The sequence below is a fragment of the Methylobacterium sp. GC_Met_2 genome, from assembly GCF_026540795.1.
In the GTDB taxonomy this organism is placed as follows: Bacteria; Pseudomonadota; Alphaproteobacteria; order Rhizobiales; family Beijerinckiaceae; genus Methylobacterium.
The window spans coordinates 26,527-49,898 of record NZ_JALNUM010000020.1; the positions used below are offsets into that span (position 1 = coordinate 26,527).

Sequence of the window (23,372 nt, forward strand, 5' to 3'; positions counted from 1 at the left end):
GTGGCCGTCACGCATCCCGGATGCCGCCTTCCGTCTCCAGCTCCGCCTCCGGATCGGCCTCGGCGGTCTCCACCTCCTGCGGGGCGAGCGCGGGCTTGTCGAGCAGGCGCTCGGCCGCCTCGCGCAGGTCGCTGCCCACGAGGTCGCGGGTTTCGGTGCTCAGCGCCCGGGCGGGCCGGATGGGCACGGTCAGCGGCTCGGGCTTCAGGTCCGCCGCGGCCCCGCGCATCCAGCTGGAGCCGTCCGGCAGGGCGCCCGCCTGCTGCAGGACGAGGCGGGCGATGTCGCGCTTGCGCACGTCCTCGGTCCGGGCCGCCGCCGCCTCCGGCGACAGGCCGAGCGCCTCCAGCGCCGCGCGCCCGAAGGCAAGGGCGGATTCCGCGGTCTCGCGGATCTGGTAATCGACGTCCCGGTTCATCAGCTCGACCGCGTGCAGGCGGTCGTAAGCCCGCACGTAGGTGCGCACCTCCGAGAATTCCTCGTGCACGATGTCGACAATCTTGAGGGCACCCTCCCGGTCGTCGACGCAGATGCAGACCAGCTCGACCCGGCCGATGCCCGCGGCGCGCAGCACGTCGAGCCGGGTGCCGTCGCCGTAATAGATACGGAATCCGAAGCGCGAGGCCGCGCGCAGTTGCTCCACATCCTTGTCGATGACGGTGGCGGTGATGCCCTCGGCGAGCAGCACTTGCGTCAGCAGTTGCCCGAACCGCCCGAAGCCGATCACCAGGACGCGGGCGTCGCCGCTCTCGGCGAGTTCGGTCGACGGCTCCTCGATGTCGTGCGTGGTCCGTGCATTGCGCCGCTCGATCAGCTTGTCGAGCCCCTTGGCGGCGATCGGCCCGATCAGCATGGTCAGCGCGGCGAGCGCCACCGCGAAGCGCGTCGCGGTGGCACCGGTGAGGCCGAGATCCGCGGCCTGCGGCAGCAGCACGAAGGCGAACTCGCCCGCCGGCGCCAGGACGGCGGCGCCGCGCAGCGCCCCGAGCGTATCCGAGCCGAACAGCCGGAACAGGCCGGCCACCAGGGCGACCTTCACCAGGATCGCGGCGAGCGTCGCCCCGAACAAAGCCGGCCAGACCTCGCGCACGAGGGTGCCGTCGATCGACATGCCGACGCTCATGAAGAACAGGCCGAGCAGCATGCCGCGGAACGGCTCGATATCGGCCTCCAGCTGGTGGCGGAAATTCGACTCGGCGAGCAGGATCCCGGCGAGGAACGCACCCATCGCCATCGAGAGGCCGACCTGCTCCATCAGCAGGGCGGTGCCGAGCACCACCAGCAGGGCGGCGGCCGTCATCACCTCGCGGGCGCCGCTGGCCGCGAGCAGCCGGAAGAACGGGTTCAGGCCGTAGCGGCCGACCAGCACCACCGTCAGGATCGCGGCGACCGCCTTGCCGGTGGAGAGCGCGGCATCCCCCAGCCAGGCCGGGTCGGTCGCCCCACCCGCCGAGGCCAGCAGCGGCATCAGCGCCAGGATGCCGACCACCGAGAGGTCCTGGAACAGCAGCACCGCGAAGGCGCGGGCGCCGTAGGCGCTGTTCAGGTCGCCCCGCTCCTCCAGGAGTTGCAGCGCCACCGCGGTCGCCGACAGGGCCAGCGCGAGGCCGATCACCGCGGCCGCGCCGAAATTCAGGCCCGCCAGCAGGCCGGCCCCGCCCAGCACCAGGGCGCAGACGACCAGCTGCGCGGCGCCCAGGCCGAAGATGTCGCGCCGCATCGAGACCAGCTGCGACAGGTGCAGTTCCAGCCCGACGATGAACAGGAGGAGCACCACGCCGATCTCGGCGACGCTCGCGGCGGTCTCGGGCTCGGCGATCAGCGACAGCCCGGAGGGCCCGATCAGCACGCCGGCCACGAGGTAGCCGAGCACGGCGCTCTGGCCGATCAGCCGGAAGATCGGCACGCCGATGACCGCCGCCGACAGGAAGGTCAGGACCGGCGGCAGGAAGCTCGCATGTTCGACGGGGCTCGCCATGAAGATCGTCCCGGCGGTTCTTCTACGGTTCGCGCGTGAGCCATCCGATTAGCGCGGCCGGCGCCGGGATGCGAGCCGCAAGCGCGTGCCGTTCGGCACCGGAGGGGATCGTGCGGGCCGGATCAGCGCAGCAGACGCGGCCGGGCCGGGCGCGAGCCGTCGATGAATTCGAGGCCCCCGGCCGCGCTCAGCATGTGCAGGCGCGAGCCCGGCCAGGCCGCTCCCGGCCCGAGCCGGGTCTCGACCCGCTGGGCGTAGCCCTCCTCGTCGAGGCGCAGGATCCGGGCGAGGCCGAGCGCCGCGCCGTAGCCGCCGCGGCAATCCTGCACCGGCCGGATCAGCGCGCCGCCCCGCGCCACGACCGGCCCGGCGGCCCGGGCCGAGCCGACATCGATCAGGACCGGATTGCGCCGGTGCGGCGTCCAGGGGCCGCGGAAATGCGGCGCGTGCCAAAGGTGCAGCGTGTCGGAATAGCTGCCCCCGCCGGCCCGAACGGTGGCGAACAGCCACCAGCGTCCGCCGTGGTGCAGCAGGGTCGCGTCGCTGGCCACGACCCCGTCCACCAGCACCGCCTCGTGGACCCAGCCCCGCGGGAAAGCGGTGGCCCGGTAAAGGTCGATCGTCCCGGAGGCGTGCGATTCCGGGATCATCCAGACCTGCCCATCCGCTTCGAAGACGAACGGGTAGGAGAGGTGTGTTTCGAGTTCGAGCACCGGCTCCGGGCGGCCCCGGGGGCCGTCCACTTCGAAATCGACTGCCGAGATCACGCCCTTGCCCCGGCGATAGTCGAACTCCTCGACGAACAGGGTCACGGCCCCGTTCCGGGCGATGGCGAAGGGGTCGGCGTAGAAGCGGCGCCCGTCGTCCGGCAGGTCGTTCCAGCCGCCCTCCGGGTGGCGGCGCAGGTCGATCAGGTCGGGACCGACGACCTGTCGCCAGCCCACCCGCCATTGCGGACCCCGGAAGCAGAGGGCGTAGAGCCGGCGGGCGATCTGCCGGGCGAGCCCCCCGGCGGCGCGCCGCCCGGCCCCGAAACCGTCGAGGTCGAAGGCCCGGCCCGGCTGCAGCGGTGCCTCTGCGCCGTCCGGCAGATTCAGCGATCCGGCCCCGTCGAGGGCGGCGGCGATCAGCGTGATCGTCCGCGCCAGGTAATCCTCGAAGGCGGCGAGCATCACGGTGTGGGATTCCGCCCCGAGGCGGCCCACCGCCACCGGGGCGCCGTCCGGCCCGCGCAGGGCCGCCACCGGCGCCCGGCGGGCGAACAGGGCGGCGAGCAGGCCCGCCTCCCCGGGCAGGCCGTCGAAATCGAGCCGCCAGACCGGCGCGGTGGTCGAGGAGTCGGTCGGGGCGGCGGGGGCACCCGAGAGGTCGAGAACAATGTCGTCCCCGGTCGTCACAGTCTCGTCCGGGCGGGCTTCGTAGGGCGCGAGGGCGACCGGCTCGGCCGCAGTGGCGAGGCCGGGTCGGGGCAGCCCGTGAATCGCCGCCTCCAGGCGGAACAGCAGCTCGGCATTCGCCGGCAGGCCACCGCCCTGCGTGACCCAGGCGATCCGGACGCGCCGGTCCGGACGCTGCCCGAGCTGGTCGAGGAGGCGGATATGCCAGCCGCGCAGGGACCGGCGGTCGAGACGCACGGTGACGGACCGCGCGGCGGCGCCTGAACGCAGCGGCTGGAGGTCGGGACAGGCCGGAGCCCGAAGGCCGGCCATCGGTCGGTCCGAGCCGCCGATCACACGCTCCATCAGCCGAACGGCCTTGCGCTCGGCCTATCGTATTGCGTCACGACGCGCACGGTGAAGGGCCCTGGAAAACGCCCTCAGACGGCCGCCAATACGGTCGATGCGGGCTCGGAAACTGTTGCTTGGCGTTACGATCCAGCAAGACCGATCGGTTGTCCACCACAGCAGGCCGGTCATGCCGGGCGATTCCTGCCGGCGTCATGAAAAATTGATCTGTTTCGTCCGGCATCGTAAATCTCTGTTGCGCGGGCGAGATACCATGTCACGCGGTTGATCCGGGCCGCTCGGGAACTCCCCGTTCGGCTGCGCCGTTCGCCGAGTCAGAGGTTTTGGAGACAGGACATGACGCGCAAGACGCTGACGCTTACGGCAATGCTTCTCGTCGCCCTGCCGGGTACGGCCTTCGCGTTCGGTGGCGGTGGTGGCGGTGACAGCGGCAGCGGGCTCTCGCCCTATGCGGCGCTCAGCGGCAACGACCGCTCGGCGGGCGTGAACAACGGCAATTATCGCGACCCCGCGCTCGATCCCTACATTCGGACCTACGATCCGGAGGCGGCCGCCCGCTATGCCGCACCGCCGGCTGCCCAGCCGCGTCTGCGCATGCGGCCCTATTATGGCTACCCCTACTGAGCCGTGCCGCCTGCGCCGGCCTCCTTATGGGACCGGCCGTCATCAGACGCATTCGGACCCTTCGCTGTCCGGATGCGCGTGAGCGTCCAAGCGCCGCCCGACGGCTTGCAGCCGGTGCCGCGCACGAAACGGCTGCGCTTCGGCCCGACGATGGACGCCAGGAAGTCACGGCAGATCAGATCGTCGGCCACGTAGGGTAGGCCGGTCGGATTCACGGTGCCATGCAGGCTCGTCTCGGGGTTGTCCCACTTGACGGGGCGTCCGTTGCCCTGCGGATCCAGCGCGACCGTCAGGGCTGCCCGAGCCCGGCGCCAGTCCTCCTCGGCGAGTTCGTTCCCGAAGCTCAGAGGCCGCTTCTCGATGCTGCCGGTGACGGTGGGCTCCGCGACTACGTGCGGCGCCTCGTCTTCTCCACGGAAGACCAGCAGCGGCTGGCTGCAGCCGCCCAGGACCAGCATCATCGCCAGCGACAGTGTGGTCGCACCGAAGCGTGACCGCAGCCGTGGCCCTTTACACGCGCATCGCCGCATTACACCTGACTCACGACGGGCTTTCCGCTCGACCGAACATGCCGATGTCGGTGCCCCCTCAGGCCCCTGGACGCGGCAAGCAGGAGTCTTGGCGTGGATCAGTTAAGGACCGATGACCCGCGAGGAGCGGACTTCACCCAGAGCGACGACCCGGTCGCCCTGTTCTCCGCCTGGATGAAGGAGGCGGAGGCCGCCGAGCCCGAGGATCCGAACGCAATGGCGCTCGCCACCGCCGGCTCAGACGGGCTGCCCGATGTCCGCGTGGTGCTCCTGAAGGGCTTCGATGCCCGCGGCTTCGTGTTCTACACCAACGCCCAGTCCGCCAAGGGCGAGGAGCTGGCGCAGAATCCGCAGGCGGCCCTGGTGCTGCACTGGAAGAGCCTGCGGCGGCAGGTGCGCGCCCGGGGCCAAGTCTCACCGGTGAGCCCGGAGGACGCGGATGCGTATTTCGCGAGCCGTCACCCGGAAAGCCGCCTTGGCGCGATCGCCAGCCAGCAATCCCGCCCACTCGCCGACCGCGCCACATTGATGGGTGCGGTGGCGGAGCTTGCCGCACGCTACAGCGACGGGCCGATTCCCCGGCCCGCTCACTGGACCGGCTTCCGCATCGCGCCGACGAGCATCGAGTTCTGGCAGAACGGCGATTTCCGCCTGCACGACCGGGTCCGCTTCACCCGGACCGGCGACGGCTGGAGCCGGGCGCGGCTCTACCCCTGAGGCCGGGGTCCTGAAACGAAGAGAGCCCCGGCCAGGCCGGGGCTCTCGCGTGTGCGGTTACGACGAGGCTCAGGCCTCCTCGCCGTCCTTCTTCTCGTCCTCGGCCTCGGCCTCAGCTTCGGCCTTCTCCTCAGCGGCCTCGGCCGACTGCGCCTCGGCGATGGCGGCTTCTTCGGCTTCCACCTCGGCGCCGAGCACGGTCGGCGGCACGATGTTGGCGACCGGATCGGTCTGCTCGCCGGTGTAGGTGCCGGCTGGGATCTTGACGTCGGAGACGTGGATCACGTCGCCGATCTGACGACCGGTCAGGTCGACCTCGATCGCGTCGGGGATCTGGTCGGGGGCGACGTCCAGGGCGAGCGTGTGGGCCACGATGTTGAGGGTGCCGCCGAGCTTCTTGATGCCGGGGGCCTCGTCCTCGTTGATGAAGTGCACCGGCACCTCAACCGTGACGGTCTGGCCCGAGACGACGCGCAGGAAGTCAACGTGCAGCGGGACACCGCTCACCGGGTCGAGCTGGAAGTCGCGCGGGATCGCGCGGATCTTCTTGCCGCCGGCATTGATCTCGAACAGCGTGGTCTTGAAGCCGCCGGCGTAAATCAGCGTGCGGGCGCGGACGAGATCGACCGCGATGGATTGCGGCGGCTGGCCGCCCCCGTAAATAACGGCGGGAACTTGGCCCTGGCGACGAACGGCCCGGGCGGCCCCCTTGCCGACCCGGTCGCGTGCCACGGCCTCAAGCGTCTTTACTGCGCTCATGGCGTGATCCTTAGTGATGGCTGGAGCCGGAACGCGAAAAGCCGCCCGATGCGGACGGCTCAACCCCTTCCCGGCGCGCCCCTGCCTCCAAGGGTGTCTCGGGGGCGCCGGGTGCGCTTACACGGATGGGGGTGGATTGGCAATGTCGGGGTCCATCGCGGACCGGCGCCGAACCCGTGATTCTCGACAGACCGGCAGCCGGTAGACGTTCGAGGGGCGTGTATGACATTGTCATACGCGATGTGCTCGGGATGGGAGGGCTCCTCATGCGTGCTGGCAGGCCCGTCACCGTGACCCTCGGAGATTTGCAGGACCGTGTCGATGCGCGCGTCCAGTCCGGCAGCTACACCAGCGTGAGTGAAGTTGTCCGTGCGGGGCTGCGAGCCCTCGATCGCGAGGAAGCGGCCTTGGATGCCGTCCTCCGCCAGCGGGTCCAGGAAGCGCTCGACGATCCGCGCCCGGCGATCCCGGCCGATCAGGTCTTCGCCGAACTGCAGGCCCACCATGCTGCGCGTGTGACAGCGGCCAAGCGTGGTGCGTAGCGTCCGCTTTCATCCGCTGGCGCGCGCAGACCTTTTCAGCCTCTACGATTTCATCGAGCAGCAATCCGGCCCGGAGCGGGCCGGGGCCTATCTGGATCGTATCCGGCGGCTCTGCATGAGCTTGGCTGACCTGCCCGAGCGGACCGTGCCGCGCGACGATCTGGTGCCCGGGCTGCGCACGGTGGCTCTGGAGCGGCGCCTGCTGGTCGCGCTCACCGTCACCGACACCGTCGTGACGATCCTGCGGGTGCTTTACGCAGGTCGCGATCTGTCGGCGCAGGACGTGCCTCTTTAAGGCTGGCCGAGCCCACCCGCATTATGGACGCAACCCCGCCAGCGCCCGCCGCGCCCGGCGCTTCTGCAACCACAGGGTCAGGCCGAGCGCCGCACCGATCACCAGGGCCGAGACCGTGGTGGTCACCGTGCCGAGCGCGTAGATCTCGGGCGTCGTTACGGTGGTGGTCAGTCCCTGCAGCTCCAACGGAAGCGTGTTGCGGCCGCCGATCGCCTGGCTGGTGCGGGCGAGCTCGTCGAACGACAGGGTGAAGCCGAACAGCGCGACGCCGACGAGCGCGGGCGCAAGAATCGGCACCACCACGTGGCGGAGCGTCTGTGGGCCGCTGGCACCGAGATCGCGGGCGGCCTCCTCGTAGGCCGGGTCGAACCGGTTGAACACCGCGAACATGATCAGCAGGCCGAAGGGCAGCGTCCAGGTGAGGTGTGCGCCGAGCGCCGAGCTGTAGAGGCCCATCAGGGTGCCGTGGTCCTGCAGGAATCCCCAGTCGGTGGCGGCGGCGAGCGCCTTGATGGCGTCGTCGAGGAGCCGGAACTCCAGCCCGATGCCCAGGGAGACCACGATGGAGGGTACGATCAGGCTCGACACCGCCAGGGCGAAGACGAGGCCAGCGCCGCGAAAGCCCTTGCGGAAGGCGAGGCCGGCGTAGAACGCGATTCCCACGGTGAGCGCCATCACCACGAGGCCGAGCGCCAGGGAGCGCCGCAGCGCCGCCCAGATGTCGACCACGCCGACGCCTGCCCACAGCTTGGCGAACCAGTGGGTCGAGACCCCGTTCATCGGGAAGGTCAGGCCGCCGGACGGGCCCTGGAAGCTCAGCGCCAGGATCGTCAGCGTCGGCCCGTAGAGGAACAGGACGTAGAGGGTGAAGAGTCCGGCAAGCCCGTAGAAGGCAAGGCCGCGGGGCTGGTCCATCGCTACAGCTCCCGCCGGAGGTCGATCATCCGGGTCAGCCCCAGGATCATCAGCAGCACCGCGGCGAGCAGCACCATGGCGTTGGCGGCGGCGGCCGGGAATTGCAGATAGGCCATCTGCACCTGGATCACCTTGCCGACGCTCGCGATCTGCTGGCCACCCATGACGCCCACGGTGACGAAGTCGCCCATCACCAGTGTCGTCACGAAGATCGTCCCGATGGCGATGCCGGGCTTGGCGAGCGGCAGGATCACGTTCCAGAGGATCTGTGCGCCGGACGCACCACCGTCGCGCGCCGCCTCGATCAGCCGCCGGTCGATGCGGGCAAGGCTGTTGAAGATCGGCACGATCATGAACACCGTGTCGAGGTGCACGAAGGCCAGCACCACCGCGAAGTCGGAGTAGAGCAGGCCCTCGATCGGCTCTCGGATCAGCCCAAGGGTGCGAAGCGTGTCGTTGATGAGGCCGTTGCGGCCGAGCAGCGGGATCCACGAGATCATGCGGATCACGTTCGAGGTCCAGAACGGGATCGTGCAGAGCAGGAACAGGCCCATCCGCACCGTGCCGGAGCGGATGTGGAAGGCGAGGAAGTACGCGATGGCGAAGCCCAGCGGCAGGGTGATGGCCAGCGTCAGCACGACGAACTTCACCGTCGAGAGGTAGGTCCGCACGGTGGTGCAGAGGTCGGCCGACAGGCAGCCGTCGAACACGTCGAGGTAGTTCTGCAGGGTCAGCGCCGGGATGATCTCGTACTCGTTGTACTCCCAGAGCGAGACGATCCCGGTGAGCACCAGCGGCACCACCAAAAAGATCAGGAAGACGAGCGTCAGCGGCGCAGCCTGGAGATAGGCGCGGGTGCGGCGGCGGGGTCGGGATGGGGTGGCCGGTTTAACGATCCGATCGGTTGGCGCGGAGGCGGGCAGGGCGAGATCGGTCACTGGATTCGCCCCACGCGTGCGGATGCATCCGTTCTCCTCCGCGGATCACGATGCTCACACATCGACCCCTGCGCGGTACGACGCGCCTCCTTTCCCAGGCGGACTTGCGGATTCACACACCGGGTCCGGCCATACCGGCTCAGGATCGAGCGCGGGTCTTCTCTCCCGGGCGGAAGAGGGACAGGGTGAGGGATCAGGTCTGTCCGGAGGAGTCGCACCCTGTCGGCGCATCGATCACGTGCCCCGTCCTGAGAGTTCTCGCCCCTCACCCCAACCCTCTCCCGCTCGGGAGAGGGGGACCGTCCCGCTCCGTCATCGGCGCCGGTGTCCACCAGAAATCCGTGAACATCGTAGCCCGTGCGGGAGAGGGGACCCGCGTTCCATCCGGCGGCCGCGTGGTCGCGCAGGAGGGGCGTTTCCAAGTACCCGAACTGGAGGACGTGCGGGGTGACGGTGCCCAGCCCGCTCACGCCGCGATGAACTCGTTCCACTTGCGCACCATGTAGGTGTTCTCGTCCATCACGGCGTTCCAGCAGGCCACCGAACCCATCCGCTGCTCGAAGGAGCCGCCGTCGCGGGTCGCGCCGGCCTTCTCGATCAGGGTGCCGTCGGGGCCGAGGATGTCCTTCTCGGCGGGCTTGCCCTCCATCCAGAAGGCCCATTCGTAGGGCTGCATGTTCGCCTGGGCGGTCTCCAGCACCGCGGAATAGTAGCCCTGCCGGTTGAGGTAGGCCCCGGCCCAGCCGGACAGGAACCAGTTGATGAAGTCGTAGGCGGCATCGAGCTTCCGGCCGGTGAGCGTCTTCGGCACGCCGAAACCCTGGGCCCAGGCGCGGTAGCCCTCTTTCAACGGCTGGTAGACGCACGGCACCCCCTGCGCGCGCACCTTGGTGACGGCGGGCGACCACATCGACTGGATCACCGTCTCGCCCGAGGCCATCAGGTTCACGGATTCGTTGAAGTCCTGCCAGAAGGCGCGGAACTGGCCGGCGCGCTTGGCCTCGATCAGCACCTTGATGGTGCGGTCGATCTCGGGCTTCGTCATGTTGCCCTTGTCGCCGTAGGTGTAGTCGCCGGTCGCCTCCACCACCATGGCGGCGTCCATGATGCCGATGGACGGGATGTTGAGGATCGACGCCTTGCCCTTGAAGTCCGGGCTGAGCAGGTCCTTCCAGCTCTCCACCGGCCGCTTGATCAGGTCGGGCCGGATGCCCAGCGTGTCGGCGTTGTAAGTGGTGGGGATCAGGGTCAGCCATTCGGTTGGGGCGGACGCGAAGGTCTTGGCATTCTGGCCTTCGAGGTAGAACACCTTCCGGGGCGCGGTGCCCTGGTCGCCGATCCGCTTCCCGTTCACCTCGCCCTTGGTGAACACGCCGGTGATCTTGTCGGCGAGCTTGATCCGCTTGGCATCCAGGCCGCTGAGGTTGCCCGAGGGGATGATCTTCTTGAGGCTGAAATACTCGGTGTCGATCAGGTCGAAGGAGTTCGGCTGGGTCACCGCCCGCTTCGTCACCTCGTCGGTCACGACGGGAATGTACTCCAGGGTGATGCCGAGATCTTCCTTCACCTTCCGGGCGATGTCGGACGATTGGCTCACCGCGGTGCCGAGGTAGCGCAGGGTCACGGGCTCGGCGGCATGGACCGCCGGGAAGCCGGTCACCGGCGTGGCGGCCAGCGCGGCGGCGCCCTTCAGCAGCGTGCGCCGGCTCGGCTTCGAGGGCAGGTCCATGGTCGTCTCCGTGACTGTTACGCGTCGAGGCGGTGGGCAGTGGCGGCATCCCAGCCGACCGGGATCGTGTCGCCGGGGCGGAGCGGGCGGGCGGCGAAATCCGCATCGCTGAGGATTGCGGTCAGCGCGGCCGGGCTCTCGGGCGCGCGTTCCAGCCCGTCGGCGTCGAGGCCGACATGGACGCTGGTGCCCTGGTACTCCACCGCCACCACCCGGGCCGGCAGCGCGGCGGGGCCGGCCTCGGCGCCGAGCCGCATCCGGTCGGCGCGCACGGCGACGAGCCCGTCGGGCAGCCGGATCACGTTGTGGCCGCCGATGAACCGGGCCACGAAGGCGGTGGCGGGGCGCTCGAACACGGTGCGCGGGTCGGCGGCCTGCTCGATCCGGCCGGCATTCATCACCACCACGAGGTCGGAGAGCGCCATCGCCTCCTCCTGACTGTGGGTGACGTGGATGAAGGTGAGCCCCAGCTCAGTCTGGATCCGCTTCAGCTCGACCCGCATCCGCACCCGCAGGAACGGGTCGAGCGCCGAGAGCGGCTCGTCGAGCAGCAGCACCTTCGGGCCGGTGACGAGGGCGCGGGCCAAGGCGACACGCTGCTGCTGGCCGCCCGAGAGCTGGGCCGGCAGGCGGCTGGCGAGGTGGCCCATCTGCACGAGGTCGAGCATCGCCATCGCCTTGGCGCGGCGCTCGGTCTTGCCGATGCCCCGCATCTTCAGGCTGAAGGCGACGTTGTCGCGCGCGTCGAGATGCGGGAACAGCGCGTAGCTCTGGAACATCATGGCGGTGCCGCGCTCGGCCGGGGGCGCATCGCCCACCGCCTTCGGGCCGATCACCACGTCGCCGGCGCTCGCCCGCTCGTGGCCGCCGATCATCCGTAACGTCGTGGTCTTGCCGCAGCCCGAGGGGCCGAGCAGGCAGCAATAGGCGCCGGACGGCACCTTCAGGTCGATGCCATCGACCGCAATCGCCGCGCCGTAGCGCTTGGTCAGGCCGATCAGCTCGACGTTCATACGGTGCTCCCCCCCGGAGATCACGCAAGCGACGGGCCAGCGCGGCCGTCAGGCGTCCCGCCGCTCGGCCGGATCGACCGCCCGGTCGAGCACCCGCCCGCGACCCGGCGCGGACAGGACCCTCCCGTCCTCAGCGATCACCTCACCGCCCGCGATCGTCATGACCGGCCAGCCGGTGACCTCGAACCCCTCCCAGGGCGTGTAGTCCGAGCCATGGTGCAGGTTCGCCTGGCGGATGGTCTCGCGTCGGTTCGGATCCCACAGGGTGAGGTCTGCGTCGAAGCCCGGGGCGATCGAGCCCTTGCGCGGATAGAGACCGTACAGCTTGGCGTGGTTCGTGGCGGTCAGCGCCGCGAACTGGTTGAGGCTGATCCGCCCCTTGGAGACCCCCTCCGAGAACAATACCGGCAGCCGCGTCTCGATGCCGGGGATGCCGTTCGGGATCCAGCGGAAGGAGGTTTTTCCGCGCGGGTTCAGCTTGCCCTGCGGGTCGTCGTAGCGGAACGGGCAATGGTCGGAGGAGACCACGTCGAAGATCCCGCGCCGGATCCCCGACCACACTGCCTCCTGGCTCTCGACGTCTCGCGTCGGCGGCGAGCAGACGTATTTCGACCCCGCCATGGGATCGTCCTGGCCGAGCCCCTTCATGTCCTCGGCCGTCAGCGTCAGGTATTGCGGGCAGGTCTCGGCGCGGATCTTCAGGCCCCGCGCTTGCGCCCAGGCAATCTGCTCGGTGGCCTCGCGGCCCGAGACGTGGACGATCACGATCGGCAGGTCGATCAGCTCGGCGTGGCTGATCGCCCGGTGGGCCGCCTCCCGCTCGACCACCTCGGGCCGCGACAGGGCGTGGCCGTAGGGCTTGGTCTCGCCCGCGCGCTCCAGTCGCTCGCTGAGGTAGCGGATCGCGTCGTAGCCCTCGGCGTGGACCATCACCCGGGCGCCCTGCCGCCGCGCGACGTGGAACACGTCCAACAGCTGGCGGTCGTTCAGGACGAGATCGTCGTAGGTCATGAAGACCTTGAACGAGGTGTAGCCGTCGGCCACCAGTGCCGGCAACTCCTGGCCGAGCACGGCCTCGCTCGGGTCCGAGATGATCATGTGGATCGCCACGTCGACGTGGCACTGGCCCTCGGCCTTGGCCCGGTAGGCGTCGACCGCGCCGCGCAGCGAGGCGCCCCGGGGCTGGAGCGCGAAGGGCATCACGCAGGTGTTGCCGCCGGCCGCCGCGGCCCGGGTGGCACTCGCGAAGTCGTCGGCCATGACGATGCCGGGACCGGAATCCTGGGCGATGTGGACGTGGCTGTCGATGCCGCCGGGCAGGACCAGCAGGCCGGCGGCGTCGATCACCCGGGCGGCGTCGGCGATGGCCTCCGCCACCGCGACGATCCGGCCGCCGCGCACGCCGATATCCGCCCGCACCGTATCGCTCGCCGTGACGACGGTGCCGCCGCGGATCGCCAGATCGAATTCGGGCATGCCGCTCACTCCTCTGCGCCGAGGGGCCGATGCATGGTCCGCGCCGATTCGGGCGACCGTCATCGCGGCGGCAGGAGGTCACAGCCCGCCGTCGGGGTCCAGCGGCTCCCCGTCATGGGTTTCCAAAGGGCTCAGCCCTTTGGCGGGGGATCGGGCAGAGACCCAAGTACTTTGGCCCCGATGTCGGGCTTTGCCCGAACCCATCAGGGCTCCGCCCTGAACCCGCGAAAGGTCCCGACCTTTCGAAACCGGGCTCTTGGAGCGGAGCGTGGAGGGCGCCGTCGCGTGGAACTGCCCCCATACCCGCCGCATGTGCCGGGCCGAGGCGAAGCCCGCCCGTTCGGCCACCTGTTCGAGGCCGAGATCGGTCTGCGCGATCAGGTCCCCGGCCCGCGCGATCCGGACGCGGTTGACCGCCTCCGTCACGGTCATCCCGGCATGGAGCCGGAACAGCCGCGCGAGGTTGCGCGGGCTCGCCCCCGCCAGCTTGCCGAGCGTGGCGGGCGACCAGTCCCGCACCGGGTCGGCGCCGATCGCGTCCTGCGCCCGGTGGACCACCGGATGCAGGTGGCTGCGGCCCTCCAGCCAGGGCGAGAGCTGCGGATCGTCCGGCCCGCGCCGCATGTACACGACCAGGGTGCGGGCCACCGCGACGGCCGTCGCTGGGCCGGCCCATTCGGCCACGAGGTGCAGCATCAGGTCGATGCCGGCGGTGACGCCGGCGCTGCTGAACCGGTCGCGATCCTGCACGAACAGCCTGTTCTCCAGCACGTTCGCGTGGGGCGCCGCCGCCCGGAGGCGGGCGCAGCTGCCGTGATGGGTGGTGCAGGCGTAGCCGTCGAGCAGGCCGGCCCGGGCTGCCAGCAGCGCGCCCTCGCAGACCGTCACGACCGTGTGGCCCGGCCGGATCGACGCGCGTAGCCAGGCAACGATCTCGGCCTCCGCGGCGGCCTCTGCGGCCGGGTCCCGCTTGGGGCCGAGCGGGTGCTCGGTCGCGCCGGGCAGAAGCACCACCGTCCCGGGCGCGATCTCCAGCGGCAGCGGGCCGGCCCCGCCGAGATCGAGCCCGATCGAGCTGCGGATCGATCCTTGCGGCGCCGCGTAGCGCAGGTCGAAGGTGATCCGGTCCTGCACCGCCCCGGCGATCCGCAGCACTTCCACCGGGCCGGCCAGATCGAGCAGCAGCGCGCGGGGCGGTAGCAGCACCAAGACCGGAATGCGGCGCCCCGGCTCGGTCATGCGGCGGCGGGCAGCGCCCAGCCGGCCAGCGCCTCCTCCACCGTGGCGATGCGGGCGAAGCGCTCGGTGAGCACCAGCTCGGTGCGGGCCTTGATGTCGTCGGCCTCGAAGCGGCGGCCGTCCGGATGGATCATGGCGAAGGTCAGGGTCGCCTCCGTGACGAAATCCACCTGCCAGCCGCTGTCGGAGGCGTGGCGGGTGGTGGTCTCGCAGCACTGCTCGGTCCGGATCCCCGATACGATCAGGCGGCGGATGCCGTGCTGCGTCAGCCAGCCCGCCAAGCCGGTATCGACCAGGGCGCTGTGCCGGCGCTTGTGAAAGATAGCCGACGGCGCGATCGCGATGGGATCGAGGGTGCGGATATGGCCCGAATCCAGGGAAAACAGGCCGGTCTCGGCGACGTGGAACACCTGCAGCACCGGGATGCCGTGCGCTACGGCGCCGTCGATGAGCGCCTGCAGGCGCTCGGTAAAGCGCCGGACATCGGCGTCATTCCAGAACGGCCGATGCCGGAAGGAATCCTGGACATCGATAACCAGCAGCGCAACATCGGACATTTCGTGCCTCCCGAGGGATGAATGCCGTGTGAGCATCCGTCTCGCGGGTTCGGCGCGAAAGCAACCGTGCCGCCAACGAGCGGACATTTCCGGCCATCCCACGCAGCCGCCCGGAGCACGCGCATGACCGGACACCCCAAAAGACTCTTCGTGCTGACCGGGGCCGGCGTCTCGGCCGAGAGCGGGCTCGGCACATTCCGGGACCGCGGCGGGATCTGGGCCCGGTTCGATCCCATGAAGCTTGCCACCCCGGAGGCCTATGCGGCCGATCCCGACACGGTGCTCGACTTCTACGACCATCGCCGCCGGGGCGTGATCGCGGCCGAGCCGAACGCCGCGCACGTCGCCCTGGCGCAGGCGGAAGCCCGGCTCACCGCGCGGGGCGGGCGGCTGTTCCTCTGCACGCAGAACGTCGACGACCTGCACGAGCGGGCGGGCTCCCGGGCGGTCACCCACATGCATGGCGAATTGCTCAAGGCGCGCTGCTGCGCCTGCGGGACGGTCACACCCTGGCGTGCCGACCTCACGCGTGCGGATGCCTGCCCGGCCTGCCGCGTCGCGGGCCGGATGCGGCCCGACGTGGTCTGGTTCGGCGAGATGCCGATGCACCTCGACGCGATCGAGGCGGCACTGGCAGAGGCCGATCTGTTCGTGGCGGTGGGCACGTCGGGGGCGGTCTACCCGGCGGCCGGCTACGTGCGGCAGGCCCGGGCGCTCGGAATTCCGACCTGCGAGATCAACCTCGAACCCTCCGACAACGCCGATGCGTTCGACGCAGCCCGGTATGGGCCGGCCAGCGAGGCGCTGCCGCGCTACTTGGCCGATCTGGGCCTGTGACCGAATCTGAGCTGGCAAAGCCCTGTAAAGGCTGTGCATTTCGGCCTAAAGGGCCTTGCCATCGCCCAGGATCGATATCCTAATTCACTCGAATCACGTCGTTGCGCGCTGTCAAGAACTGTTCGGATAGTTGCCTAGCGGTTACAACGGTCAAGCTTGGGCTCGGCGTCGCGGCCCTCCCGAGCGTTCGTTGAAGCCACAAGGGGAAGCCACGACCCATGCAGCACTTCACCGTAACCGACCGCGAGCGTGACACCGTTCTGGCGGCTTTGCGCTATTATCAATTCTACCGGATGCAGGGACATCCCTTCGACCCACGTCAGGACCACCTGATCGACACGATCGCAGTCCATTCCGGCGAGGCCCTGAACCTGACGGAGATCGACGATCTCTGCGCCGGCCTCAGCGGCCACCGCCACGCCCTGGCGGCCAAAGCGGCCTGAGGCTGCTGGGAGCGGTGCGGCCGCTCCCGTATCCCGCACGCGGGATACACACGGGACGATTCCTCCGAGATGAGCGGGCGCGCCGCCGGAGCTGGATCCGTCCCGATCCCGGGAGTACCGGTACCCCACGTTTCTCAAAGACCGGATTCAAACTCCGGAAAAACATGCCCTGACGATCCCGCGGGACCGTCCGGTCCCGTGAGGGCCGGCGGCACGGGGTTTCCAAAGGGCTAGCCCTTTGGCGGGTTGCCGAGGCAGAACCCCGGCGTATCGGGCGAAGCTCCATCGCAGGACTCTGCTCTGCACCCGCAAAAGGTCCCGGGCCTTTTGAAACCCTGATTTTGGGTCAGGGCGCCTTCTTGAGCTGCTGCTCGGCCCGCGAAACGGCCGCATCGCAGCCCGCCGCGTCGCCCTTCGAATCCGCCGTGCGGGCCTCCTCGAGGGCAACCTTCGCCTGCTGGGCGGCATCTGCCCCCTGGCCGGCCTGGGCCGACTTCTCCGGCGGGGCCTCGGGGGATTCGTTCGCCCGCTGACCCTCCGTGCCGGTCACGCCCTCGCCGCCGCGCTTGGCGGCGTTGCCCTGGCCGCTGGTCGAGGCGGAGATCGACTGGGTCAGCTCGGCCTGCACCCGCTTGGAGACGCCCTCGATCCGGTCACCGCAGGGCGAGGCCAGGGCTGGGGCCGTGAGGAACAGGGTTAGGCAGGCCGTAATGGCGGCGGGACGCATCATCGAGTCGGGTGCTTTCCAAAAAAGAAGGGGCCGCGGGTTCCCCCACGGCCCCAACGTCTCGCGACCTGCGAGGGTTCAGGCGCTCAGCTGATCGCGGATCGGCAATTGCCGGACCCGCCGGCCCGTGGCCGCGAAGATCGCATTGGCGATGGCCGGTGCGACCGGCGGCACGCCGGGCTCGCCGACACCGCCGAGCGGACCGTCATAGGCGCCGGTCGACACGAGGTGCACGCGGATCACCTTCGGTGCGGCGTCGATCCGGGTGATCTCGTAGCCGTCGAAGTTGTTCTGCACCGCCCGGCCCTGCTTGAAGGTGATCTCGGAGGTGAGGGCGAGCCCCATCCCCATGACCACCGCGCCCTCCATCTGCGAACGGATGCGCTCCGGGTTGACCTGCGGCCCGCAATCGACCGCGATGTCGATCGCGTGCACCTTCAACTGGCCCTTGTCGTCGACCTCCACCTCGGCCGCCACCGCCGTGTAGGTGACGAAGCTGTAATGGCCGGCGATGCCGAGGCCACGGCCCTTGGGCATCTCACGCCCCCAGCCCGCGCCCTTGGCAGCTGCCTCGATCACGCCGCGCAGGCGGCCGGTGTCGATCGGGTAGCGCTTCGGGTCCTCGCCGTAGTTCCAGACATCGCCGATCTCGGTCGGGTCGATCTTCCGATCGGGGCCGAGGAGTTCGAGCAGGTACGCCTTCGGCTCGCGGCCGGCGGCATGCGCCAGCTCCGACACGAAGGACTGGATCGCGAAGGCGTGCGGGATGTTCGACACCGAGCGGAACCAGCCGACCCGGACATGGGCGGCGGCCTCGGGGTTCTCCAGCCGCATGTTCGGGATGTTCAGCGGGGTGTTGACCAGCCCCATCCCGAGTTCGAACGGCAGTTCGTGCTTCGGATCGGGCGCGAAGATCGAGCCGATCGTCGGCGCCACCGAGCGGTGCAGCCACGCCACCGGCATGCCCTTGTCGTCGAGGCCGGCCTCCAGATGCTCCACCGAGATCGTGTGGTAGAAGCCGTGGTGGAGGTCGTCCTCGCGGGTCCAGGCGAGCTTCACCGGCGCGCCGCCAACCGCCTGCGAGCAGAGCGCCGCCTCGACCACGTAGTCGGGCTTGGACTTGCGCCCGAACCCGCCGCCGAGCAGCGTGACGTTCACCTTGACCTTGTCGTCGGGCAGCTTGAGCGCCTTCATCAGGCGGTCGTTGGCCGCCTGCGGGCCCTGGACGCAGGCCCAGGCCTCGCAGAACCCGTCCTTCACCCGGGCGACCGCCGCCGGGGGCTCCATCGGCGCCTGAGCGAGATGGGGCACGAAGTACTCGGCCTGGACCTTCGTCTTGGCCTTCGCCATCGCGCCCTCGACGTCGCCCTGCGTGCGCACGACCTTGCCGGGCTTGCGCGCGGCGGCTTCCAGCTCCTTGCGGAACACGTCGGTGTCGTAGCCCGCGTTCGGGCCGTCGTCCCAGGTGATCTTGAGGGCGTCGCGCGCCTTCATGGCAGACCACGTGTTCTTGGCCACCACGGCGACGCCGCCGAGCGGCATGAACTCCGTGGGAATCGGGGTGGCGTCGATCTTGAAGATCTTCACGACGCCCGGGACCTTCTTGGCCTCGGAATCATCGAAGGACTTCACCGTCCCGCCGTAGACGGCCGGGCGCGCGACGACCGCGTACAGCATCCCGTCGAGCTTGGTGTCGAGGCCGTAGATCGCCTTGCCGGTGGTGATGTCGAAGTTGTCGATCAGCCCGACCTTGCCGGTGCCGATATAGCGGAAGTCCTTGGGGTCCTTCAGCGTCACGTCGGTCGGAACCGGAAGCTCGGCGGCTGCCTGCGCCACCGCGCCGTAGCCGAGGGTGCGACCCGACTTGGCGTGGGTCAGGGTGTGGTTGACCGCCGTCACCTCGGAGGCCGGCACGCCCCATTGCTTGGCCGCGGCCTGGATCAGCATCAGCCGCGCGGCGGCGCCGGCGTGGCGGAAATGCTGGAAGAAGTGGCGGGTCGAGCGCGAGCCGTCGGTGTCCTGGTTGCCGAAGCGGGTCTCGTCGCCCCAGGCCTGGACCACCTTCACCTTCGCCCAGTCGGCCTCCAGCTCGTCGGCGACCGTGAAGGCCACCGAGGTGCGGATGCCCTGGCCCATATCGGAGCGGTGGTTGGTCACCGTGACGGTGCCGTCCGGCGCGATCGCGACGAAGACTTTCGGATCGTCGCGCCAGCCATGCGGCATGCCGTCGGCGCCGAACTTTTGGGCCTTCTGCTCCTCGGTCTGGGTCTCGTCGGCCCGGGCGGGGCGCAGCGACAGGGCCAGCACGAGGGCGCCGGCGCCGCCGAGGATGCCGCGGCGACTGACGTTGTCGAGGGCCGGCTTGGTGCCGGTGGCGAGTTCGGCGCTCAGCTTCGCGTCGTGAATCACAGGCGCTCTCCCTTGGTGGCGGGCGCCGTCTGGCCGGCGGCCTGGTGGATCGCGGCGCGGATGCGCGGGTAGGTGCCGCAGCGGCAGATGTTGCCGCTCATCGTATCGTCGATGTCCTGATCGGAGGGCTTCGGCGTATCCTTCAGGAGGGCGGCGGCCTGCATGATCTGGCCGCACTGGCAGAAGCCGCACTGCGCGACGTTCAGGTCGCGCCACGCCGCCTGCACCGGGTGGTTGCCGTCCGGCGACAGTCCCTCGATGGTCACGATCTCCTGGCCCTCGGCCGCCGAGACCGGTGTGATGCAGGCGCGGGTCGCCGCGCCGCCGAGATGGATCGTGCAGGCCCCGCAGAGCGAGACGCCGCAGCCGAACTTGGTGCCGGTGAGCTGGAGCTCGTCCCGCAGGTACCACAGCAGCGGCATGTCGGGGTCGCCGTCGAAGCTGCGCGCAGCCCCGTTCACGGTGAGTTTGATCATCGTTGCGTCCTGTCTGGCGGCGCCGGAGCGGCGTTCAGTCGGGTCCGAGCCGGGCCTGGGGCCGATACCGGTTTTGCCGGCTAACGCTGACCGATGCGGGGTCGCCGCCGGGTCCGCGCTCAAGCTCAGAATAATAAATATTCTAAAGCAGGCCCTTGGTCGGGCGCAACGTAGAGGGCGGCCGCCTCATCCCCGGGGGGCTGCACTCAGGGTATGTCGCGTGCGGCGACGCACATCGTTGGATCACGCGGAGACGATCGCCACGGCGCAAGGCGGGCGTTCGGATCGCAGATCCACCCCTCTGGTGATCAACGCCGCTCTCGAAAGCTGACGTCTTTACGGGACGGTCTCCAGATCCGTCCTGCGAAATTCGTCGGCCGTGGCGAGGATCGGCACGCCAAGGAACCGCGTCGCAGCATAGTGGAGGCAATCGCCGAGATTGAGTCCGTGGCGGCCGGCCCGGTATCGGTGCGCGGCCGATAAGGCGAGCGCCGTCGTCTCGCTGGCGGGCGGGAGATCACAGATCTCGATGCCCCTGGCGTCTAGAAATTCGAGGACGATCGGTCCGACTGCCTCGACCGTCATGTCGAATTTGTCGGGCCGCGCGAGCGCCAGCACCGTTTCGAGAACCGCAACAGGCGAGGTTCTGCAATGGCTGGCCGAAGCGAGCGCTGCGGAAATCCGGTCGGCCTCCGGCTCGTCCCCCAGTAGGGCGACGATCGCGGACGCATCCACGAACATCAGCGGCTTTCCCACATGGCGTCGTAGACCTCCCGCGGCAGAGGTTTCCGGGCGGTCTCGCCGAGCGTGATCCCATGCTGCGCGCGCAACCGGGCCGCGGTCTCCCGCGGCGTCTCCGCCCGGTGCCTGCGCTCGATCGCCTCCCGCATGGCGATGACGATCGCCTCGGTGATACCGACTCCCGCAATGGCGGCGAACCGGCGCGTCAGCGCGTCGGCTTCGGGATTGTTGACGTTGATTGGCATGTGGGTACGCCCTCGATGCCTGGTGTAGATAACTGCTCGCGCGGATCTACACCAGCTGCTGGCCCCACCCCCACCTGCATCAGCCCTCGAAGATCTTGTCCATGCCGATCAGCAGATCGCGGCCGTTCTTCGGGATGGGAAAGCCGTATCCGTCGCCAAACTTATCCCACATTAGAGTTCCGGCCTTGTGGGCCGCGCTGCTGTAGAGGTCGATGCCGATCTTCTGCATCGTCAGATGAAGCGCCTGCAACGCATCGACGCCGGCTCCGAAGCTGTCCCGCGGATGCTCGGGCCAAGCGATCGTGTAGCGGCGGATCCAGTGCTCATCCGCATATTCCGGCGCGCAAAGCTGGACCGGAACCGGAATATCCGCATCCGGGCTCCGGATCGTCAGGACGCGGGTGCCGATGACCATAGCGGCGCGAGCCTCACACCGTCACCTGCGTTCCAACCTCGACCACCCGCCCCGTGGGGATCTGGAAGAAGTCCGTGGCGTCGTTGGCGTTCTTGGCGAGGGTAATGAAAATCCGGTCCTGCCAGAGCGGCATGCCGGAATGCGCCGCCGGCCGGATCGAGCGGCGGGACAGGAAGAACGAGGTCGCCATGATGTCGAACTTGAAGCCCTGGCGGCGCAGCAGCACCAGCGTCTTCGGGATGTTCGGCGTCTCCATGTAGCCGAACTTCATCACGACCTTATAGAAATGCGGCCCCACCGGCTCGATCCGCACCTTGTCAGCCTGGTTGGAGCGGGGCGTGTCCACCGTCTCGACGGTGAGGATCACGTTCTTCTCGTGCAGCACCTTGTTGTGCTTGAGGTTGTGCAGGAGCGCGGCCGGGGCGATCTCGGGATCGCTGGTCAGGAACACCGCGGTGCCGCGCACGTGGTGGGGCGGGCTCTTCTCCAGCATGCCGACCAGTTCCACCAGCGGCACGTCGGTCTTTCGGGTCTTGTTGAACAGGATCGTGACCCCGCGCACCCAGGTCCACATCAGGATGACGAGGCCGCCGGCCAGCAGCAGCGGCACGTAGCCCCCCTCCACCACCTTGATCAGGTTGGAGAGCAGGAACAGGAATTCGAGGATGATGAAGGGCAGCATCACGGCGGCGGCCGCCACCGGCGACCAGCCCCACATCCGCCAGATCACCAGGAAGGTCATGGAGGCGGTGAGCAGCATCGTGCCGGTCACCGCGATGCCGTAAGCCGAGGCCAGCGACGAGGAGGTCTTGAACAGAACCGCCAGCAGCACGACTCCGACCATCAGCAGCCCGTTGATCTGCGGCAGGTAGATCTGGCCGGCATGCGATTCGGAGGTGTGGCGGATCTCAAGCCGCGGCAGCAGGCCGAGCTGGATCGCCTGCCGGGACAGCGAGAAGGCCCCGGTGATGACCGCTTGGCTTGCCACGACTGTGGCCAGCGTCGCCAGTACCACCATCGGCAGCAGGCCCCAGGCCGGGACGAGCTGGAAGAACGGATCGGCGGTGTCGGGTTTTTCCAGCACCAGGGCCGCCTGCCCGAGATAGTTCAGGGCGAGCGCCGGAAAGACGAGGCAGACCCAGGCCACTTGGATCGGCTTGCGACCGAAATGCCCAAGATCGGCGAACAGCGCCTCGGCGCCGGTGACCGCCAGGAACACTGCTCCGAGCGCCACCAGCGCCCCGCTGCCGTGGCCGAGCAGGTAATGCACCGCGTACCAGGGGTTGACCGCCCGGAACACCTCCGGGTGCAGGCCGATATGCGGCAGGGCCGCGAGCGCCATGGCGACGAACCACACCACGGTCATCGGTCCGAAGAAGGCCGCGACCTTGGCGGTACCGCGATTCTGCACGAGGAACAGGATGACGATGATCGTCACCGTAATCGGCAGCACGTAGTCGTTCAGGGCCGGGGTGACGAGCTTCAGCCCCTCCACGGCCGAGAGCACCGAGATCGCCGGGGTGATCACCGCGTCGCCGTAGAACAGCGAGGCGCCGAGCAGCCCCAGCATGAACACGATGCGCGAGCCGCCGAGCGCCTTGCGGGCCAGCGCCATCAGCGAGAGGATGCCGCCCTCGCCGTTGTTGTCCATGCGCAGCAGGATCGCGACGTATTTCACGGTCACGATCATGAACAGCGCCCAGAGGATCAGCGACACGGTTCCGATCACCTCCTCGGGCAGCAGGATGCCGTCGGTCCGGGCCGGGACCAGCGCCTCGCGGAACGCGTAGAGCGGGCTGGTGCCGATATCGCCGTAGACGACGCCGACCGAGCCGACCAGCAGGGTCCAGAACCCGGCATGGCCGTGGCGAGTCTCGGCCTTCTCGGGGGAATCGAGGGAGCCGGCGGGGGCCGGTCCCTGCCCGACATCAGGACCGCCGGATGCCGCGGTGTCCGCGGCCGCGGGCACGGGCTGGGCGTCTACGCCGGGTGCGAAGGTCTGGCTCATGCGGATTGTCGGAG

At 69.3% G+C, this 23,372-nt stretch carries 24 protein-coding genes; 6 read left to right on the forward strand and 18 right to left on the reverse strand.

What is annotated here, in order from left to right; translation table 11 throughout:
• Nucleotides 1-7: 7 nt before the first annotated feature.
• Nucleotides 8-1,978, reverse strand: coding sequence for a monovalent cation:proton antiporter-2 (CPA2) family protein (locus tag OXS49_RS09870; protein WP_267423814.1), 1,971 nt, complete (start codon nt 1,976-1,978; stop codon nt 8-10).
• Between the two features lie 122 nt (nt 1,979-2,100).
• On the reverse strand, nt 2,101-3,720 hold the full coding sequence (locus OXS49_RS09875) for a formyl transferase (protein ID WP_267423816.1): 1,620 nt from the start codon (nt 3,718-3,720) through the stop codon (nt 2,101-2,103).
• Between the two features lie 339 nt (nt 3,721-4,059).
• Between OXS49_RS09875 and OXS49_RS09880 the strand changes: the two genes are divergently transcribed.
• Nucleotides 4,060-4,347, forward strand: coding sequence for a hypothetical protein (locus tag OXS49_RS09880; protein ID WP_243919205.1), 288 nt, complete (start codon nt 4,060-4,062; stop codon nt 4,345-4,347).
• On the opposite strand, the gene OXS49_RS09885 is transcribed toward OXS49_RS09880, so the two are convergent.
• Nucleotides 4,341-4,877, reverse strand: a complete 537-nt coding sequence (locus OXS49_RS09885) for an RT0821/Lpp0805 family surface protein (RefSeq protein WP_244006007.1) — start codon at nt 4,875-4,877, stop codon at nt 4,341-4,343. The genes OXS49_RS09880 and OXS49_RS09885 overlap by 7 nt on opposite strands.
• Nucleotides 4,878-4,970: 93 nt before the next feature.
• On the opposite strand from OXS49_RS09885, the gene pdxH reads away from it, so the two are divergent.
• The gene (pdxH, locus tag OXS49_RS09890) at nt 4,971-5,594 is read left to right on the forward strand and encodes a pyridoxamine 5'-phosphate oxidase (RefSeq protein WP_267423819.1); all 624 of its coding nucleotides are present in this window, start codon (nt 4,971-4,973) and stop codon (nt 5,592-5,594) included.
• Nucleotides 5,595-5,663: 69 nt separating this feature from the next.
• On the opposite strand, the gene OXS49_RS09895 is transcribed toward pdxH, so the two are convergent.
• Entirely contained in the window at nt 5,664-6,353 is a 690-nt protein-coding gene (locus OXS49_RS09895; protein WP_267423821.1) for a 50S ribosomal protein L25/general stress protein Ctc, read from the reverse strand.
• Between the two features lie 266 nt (nt 6,354-6,619).
• On the opposite strand from OXS49_RS09895, the gene OXS49_RS09900 reads away from it, so the two are divergent.
• Nucleotides 6,620-6,895, forward strand: coding sequence for a type II toxin-antitoxin system ParD family antitoxin (locus OXS49_RS09900; protein ID WP_267423823.1), 276 nt, complete (start codon nt 6,620-6,622; stop codon nt 6,893-6,895).
• The gene (locus OXS49_RS09905) at nt 6,888-7,190 is read left to right on the forward strand and encodes a type II toxin-antitoxin system RelE/ParE family toxin (RefSeq protein WP_267423825.1); all 303 of its coding nucleotides are present in this window, start codon (nt 6,888-6,890) and stop codon (nt 7,188-7,190) included. Before OXS49_RS09900 ends, OXS49_RS09905 begins: the two co-directional genes overlap by 8 nt.
• A 21-nt stretch (nt 7,191-7,211) precedes the next feature.
• On the opposite strand, the gene OXS49_RS09910 is transcribed toward OXS49_RS09905, so the two are convergent.
• The 7 genes from OXS49_RS09910 to OXS49_RS09940 form a co-directional block, all read right to left on the reverse strand.
• Entirely contained in the window at nt 7,212-8,105 is an 894-nt protein-coding gene (locus OXS49_RS09910) for an ABC transporter permease (RefSeq protein WP_244006012.1), read from the reverse strand.
• A gap of 2 nt (nt 8,106-8,107) precedes the next feature.
• Nucleotides 8,108-9,043 carry an ABC transporter permease gene (locus tag OXS49_RS09915; RefSeq protein ID WP_267423827.1) on the reverse strand — a complete coding sequence of 312 codons (936 nt, stop codon included), beginning with the start codon at nt 9,041-9,043 and terminating at the stop codon, nt 8,108-8,110.
• A 466-nt stretch (nt 9,044-9,509) separates the two neighbouring features.
• Nucleotides 9,510-10,772: an extracellular solute-binding protein gene (locus OXS49_RS09920; protein WP_267423829.1), complete on the reverse strand. Its 1,263-nt coding sequence runs from the start codon at nt 10,770-10,772 to the stop codon at nt 9,510-9,512.
• Nucleotides 10,773-10,789: 17 nt separating this feature from the next.
• Nucleotides 10,790-11,785, reverse strand: coding sequence for an ABC transporter ATP-binding protein (locus tag OXS49_RS09925; RefSeq protein ID WP_267423831.1), 996 nt, complete (start codon nt 11,783-11,785; stop codon nt 10,790-10,792).
• A gap of 48 nt (nt 11,786-11,833) precedes the next feature.
• Nucleotides 11,834-13,261, reverse strand: a complete 1,428-nt coding sequence (gene hydA, locus OXS49_RS09930; RefSeq protein WP_244006018.1) for a dihydropyrimidinase — start codon at nt 13,259-13,261, stop codon at nt 11,834-11,836.
• A 78-nt stretch (nt 13,262-13,339) separates the two neighbouring features.
• Entirely contained in the window at nt 13,340-14,500 is a 1,161-nt protein-coding gene (locus OXS49_RS09935; RefSeq protein ID WP_267423835.1) for a helix-turn-helix domain-containing protein, read from the reverse strand.
• A complete protein-coding gene (locus OXS49_RS09940) occupies nt 14,497-15,057 on the reverse strand; it encodes an isochorismatase family protein (RefSeq protein WP_267423837.1) in 561 nt (186 codons plus the stop codon). Before OXS49_RS09940 ends, OXS49_RS09935 begins: the two co-directional genes overlap by 4 nt.
• A gap of 123 nt (nt 15,058-15,180) precedes the next feature.
• Here OXS49_RS09940 and OXS49_RS09945 point away from each other — a divergent pair, with 123 nt between their 5' ends.
• Complete coding sequence (locus OXS49_RS09945) at nt 15,181-15,894, forward strand: NAD-dependent deacylase (RefSeq protein ID WP_267423839.1); 714 nt, start codon at nt 15,181-15,183, stop codon at nt 15,892-15,894.
• Nucleotides 15,895-16,112: 218 nt separating this feature from the next.
• Complete coding sequence (locus OXS49_RS09950) at nt 16,113-16,337, forward strand: hypothetical protein (protein ID WP_244006023.1); 225 nt, start codon at nt 16,113-16,115, stop codon at nt 16,335-16,337.
• 346 nt (nt 16,338-16,683) lie between these two features.
• Here OXS49_RS09950 and OXS49_RS09955 read toward each other — a convergent pair whose 3' ends face one another.
• From OXS49_RS09955 to OXS49_RS09985, 7 genes are all read right to left on the reverse strand, one after another.
• On the reverse strand, nt 16,684-17,067 hold the full coding sequence (locus OXS49_RS09955; RefSeq protein ID WP_244006024.1) for a hypothetical protein: 384 nt from the start codon (nt 17,065-17,067) through the stop codon (nt 16,684-16,686).
• Between the two features lie 75 nt (nt 17,068-17,142).
• Nucleotides 17,143-19,473 carry a xanthine dehydrogenase family protein molybdopterin-binding subunit gene (locus tag OXS49_RS09960; protein WP_267423841.1) on the reverse strand — a complete coding sequence of 777 codons (2,331 nt, stop codon included), beginning with the start codon at nt 19,471-19,473 and terminating at the stop codon, nt 17,143-17,145.
• Nucleotides 19,470-19,949 carry a (2Fe-2S)-binding protein gene (locus OXS49_RS09965; protein WP_244006026.1) on the reverse strand — a complete coding sequence of 160 codons (480 nt, stop codon included), beginning with the start codon at nt 19,947-19,949 and terminating at the stop codon, nt 19,470-19,472. The genes OXS49_RS09960 and OXS49_RS09965 overlap by 4 nt, the downstream gene beginning before the upstream one ends.
• 336 nt (nt 19,950-20,285) lie before the next feature.
• On the reverse strand, nt 20,286-20,690 hold the full coding sequence (locus OXS49_RS09970) for a type II toxin-antitoxin system VapC family toxin (RefSeq protein WP_267423844.1): 405 nt from the start codon (nt 20,688-20,690) through the stop codon (nt 20,286-20,288).
• Nucleotides 20,690-20,935, reverse strand: coding sequence for a type II toxin-antitoxin system VapB family antitoxin (locus tag OXS49_RS09975; RefSeq protein WP_244006028.1), 246 nt, complete (start codon nt 20,933-20,935; stop codon nt 20,690-20,692). The genes OXS49_RS09970 and OXS49_RS09975 overlap by 1 nt, the downstream gene beginning before the upstream one ends.
• Before the next feature lie 79 nt (nt 20,936-21,014).
• Nucleotides 21,015-21,350, reverse strand: a complete 336-nt coding sequence (locus OXS49_RS09980; protein ID WP_267423847.1) for a hypothetical protein — start codon at nt 21,348-21,350, stop codon at nt 21,015-21,017.
• 13 nt (nt 21,351-21,363) lie between these two features.
• A complete protein-coding gene (locus tag OXS49_RS09985; RefSeq protein WP_267423848.1) occupies nt 21,364-23,358 on the reverse strand; it encodes a potassium transporter Kup in 1,995 nt (664 codons plus the stop codon).
• Between the last annotated feature and the right edge of the window lie 14 nt (nt 23,359-23,372).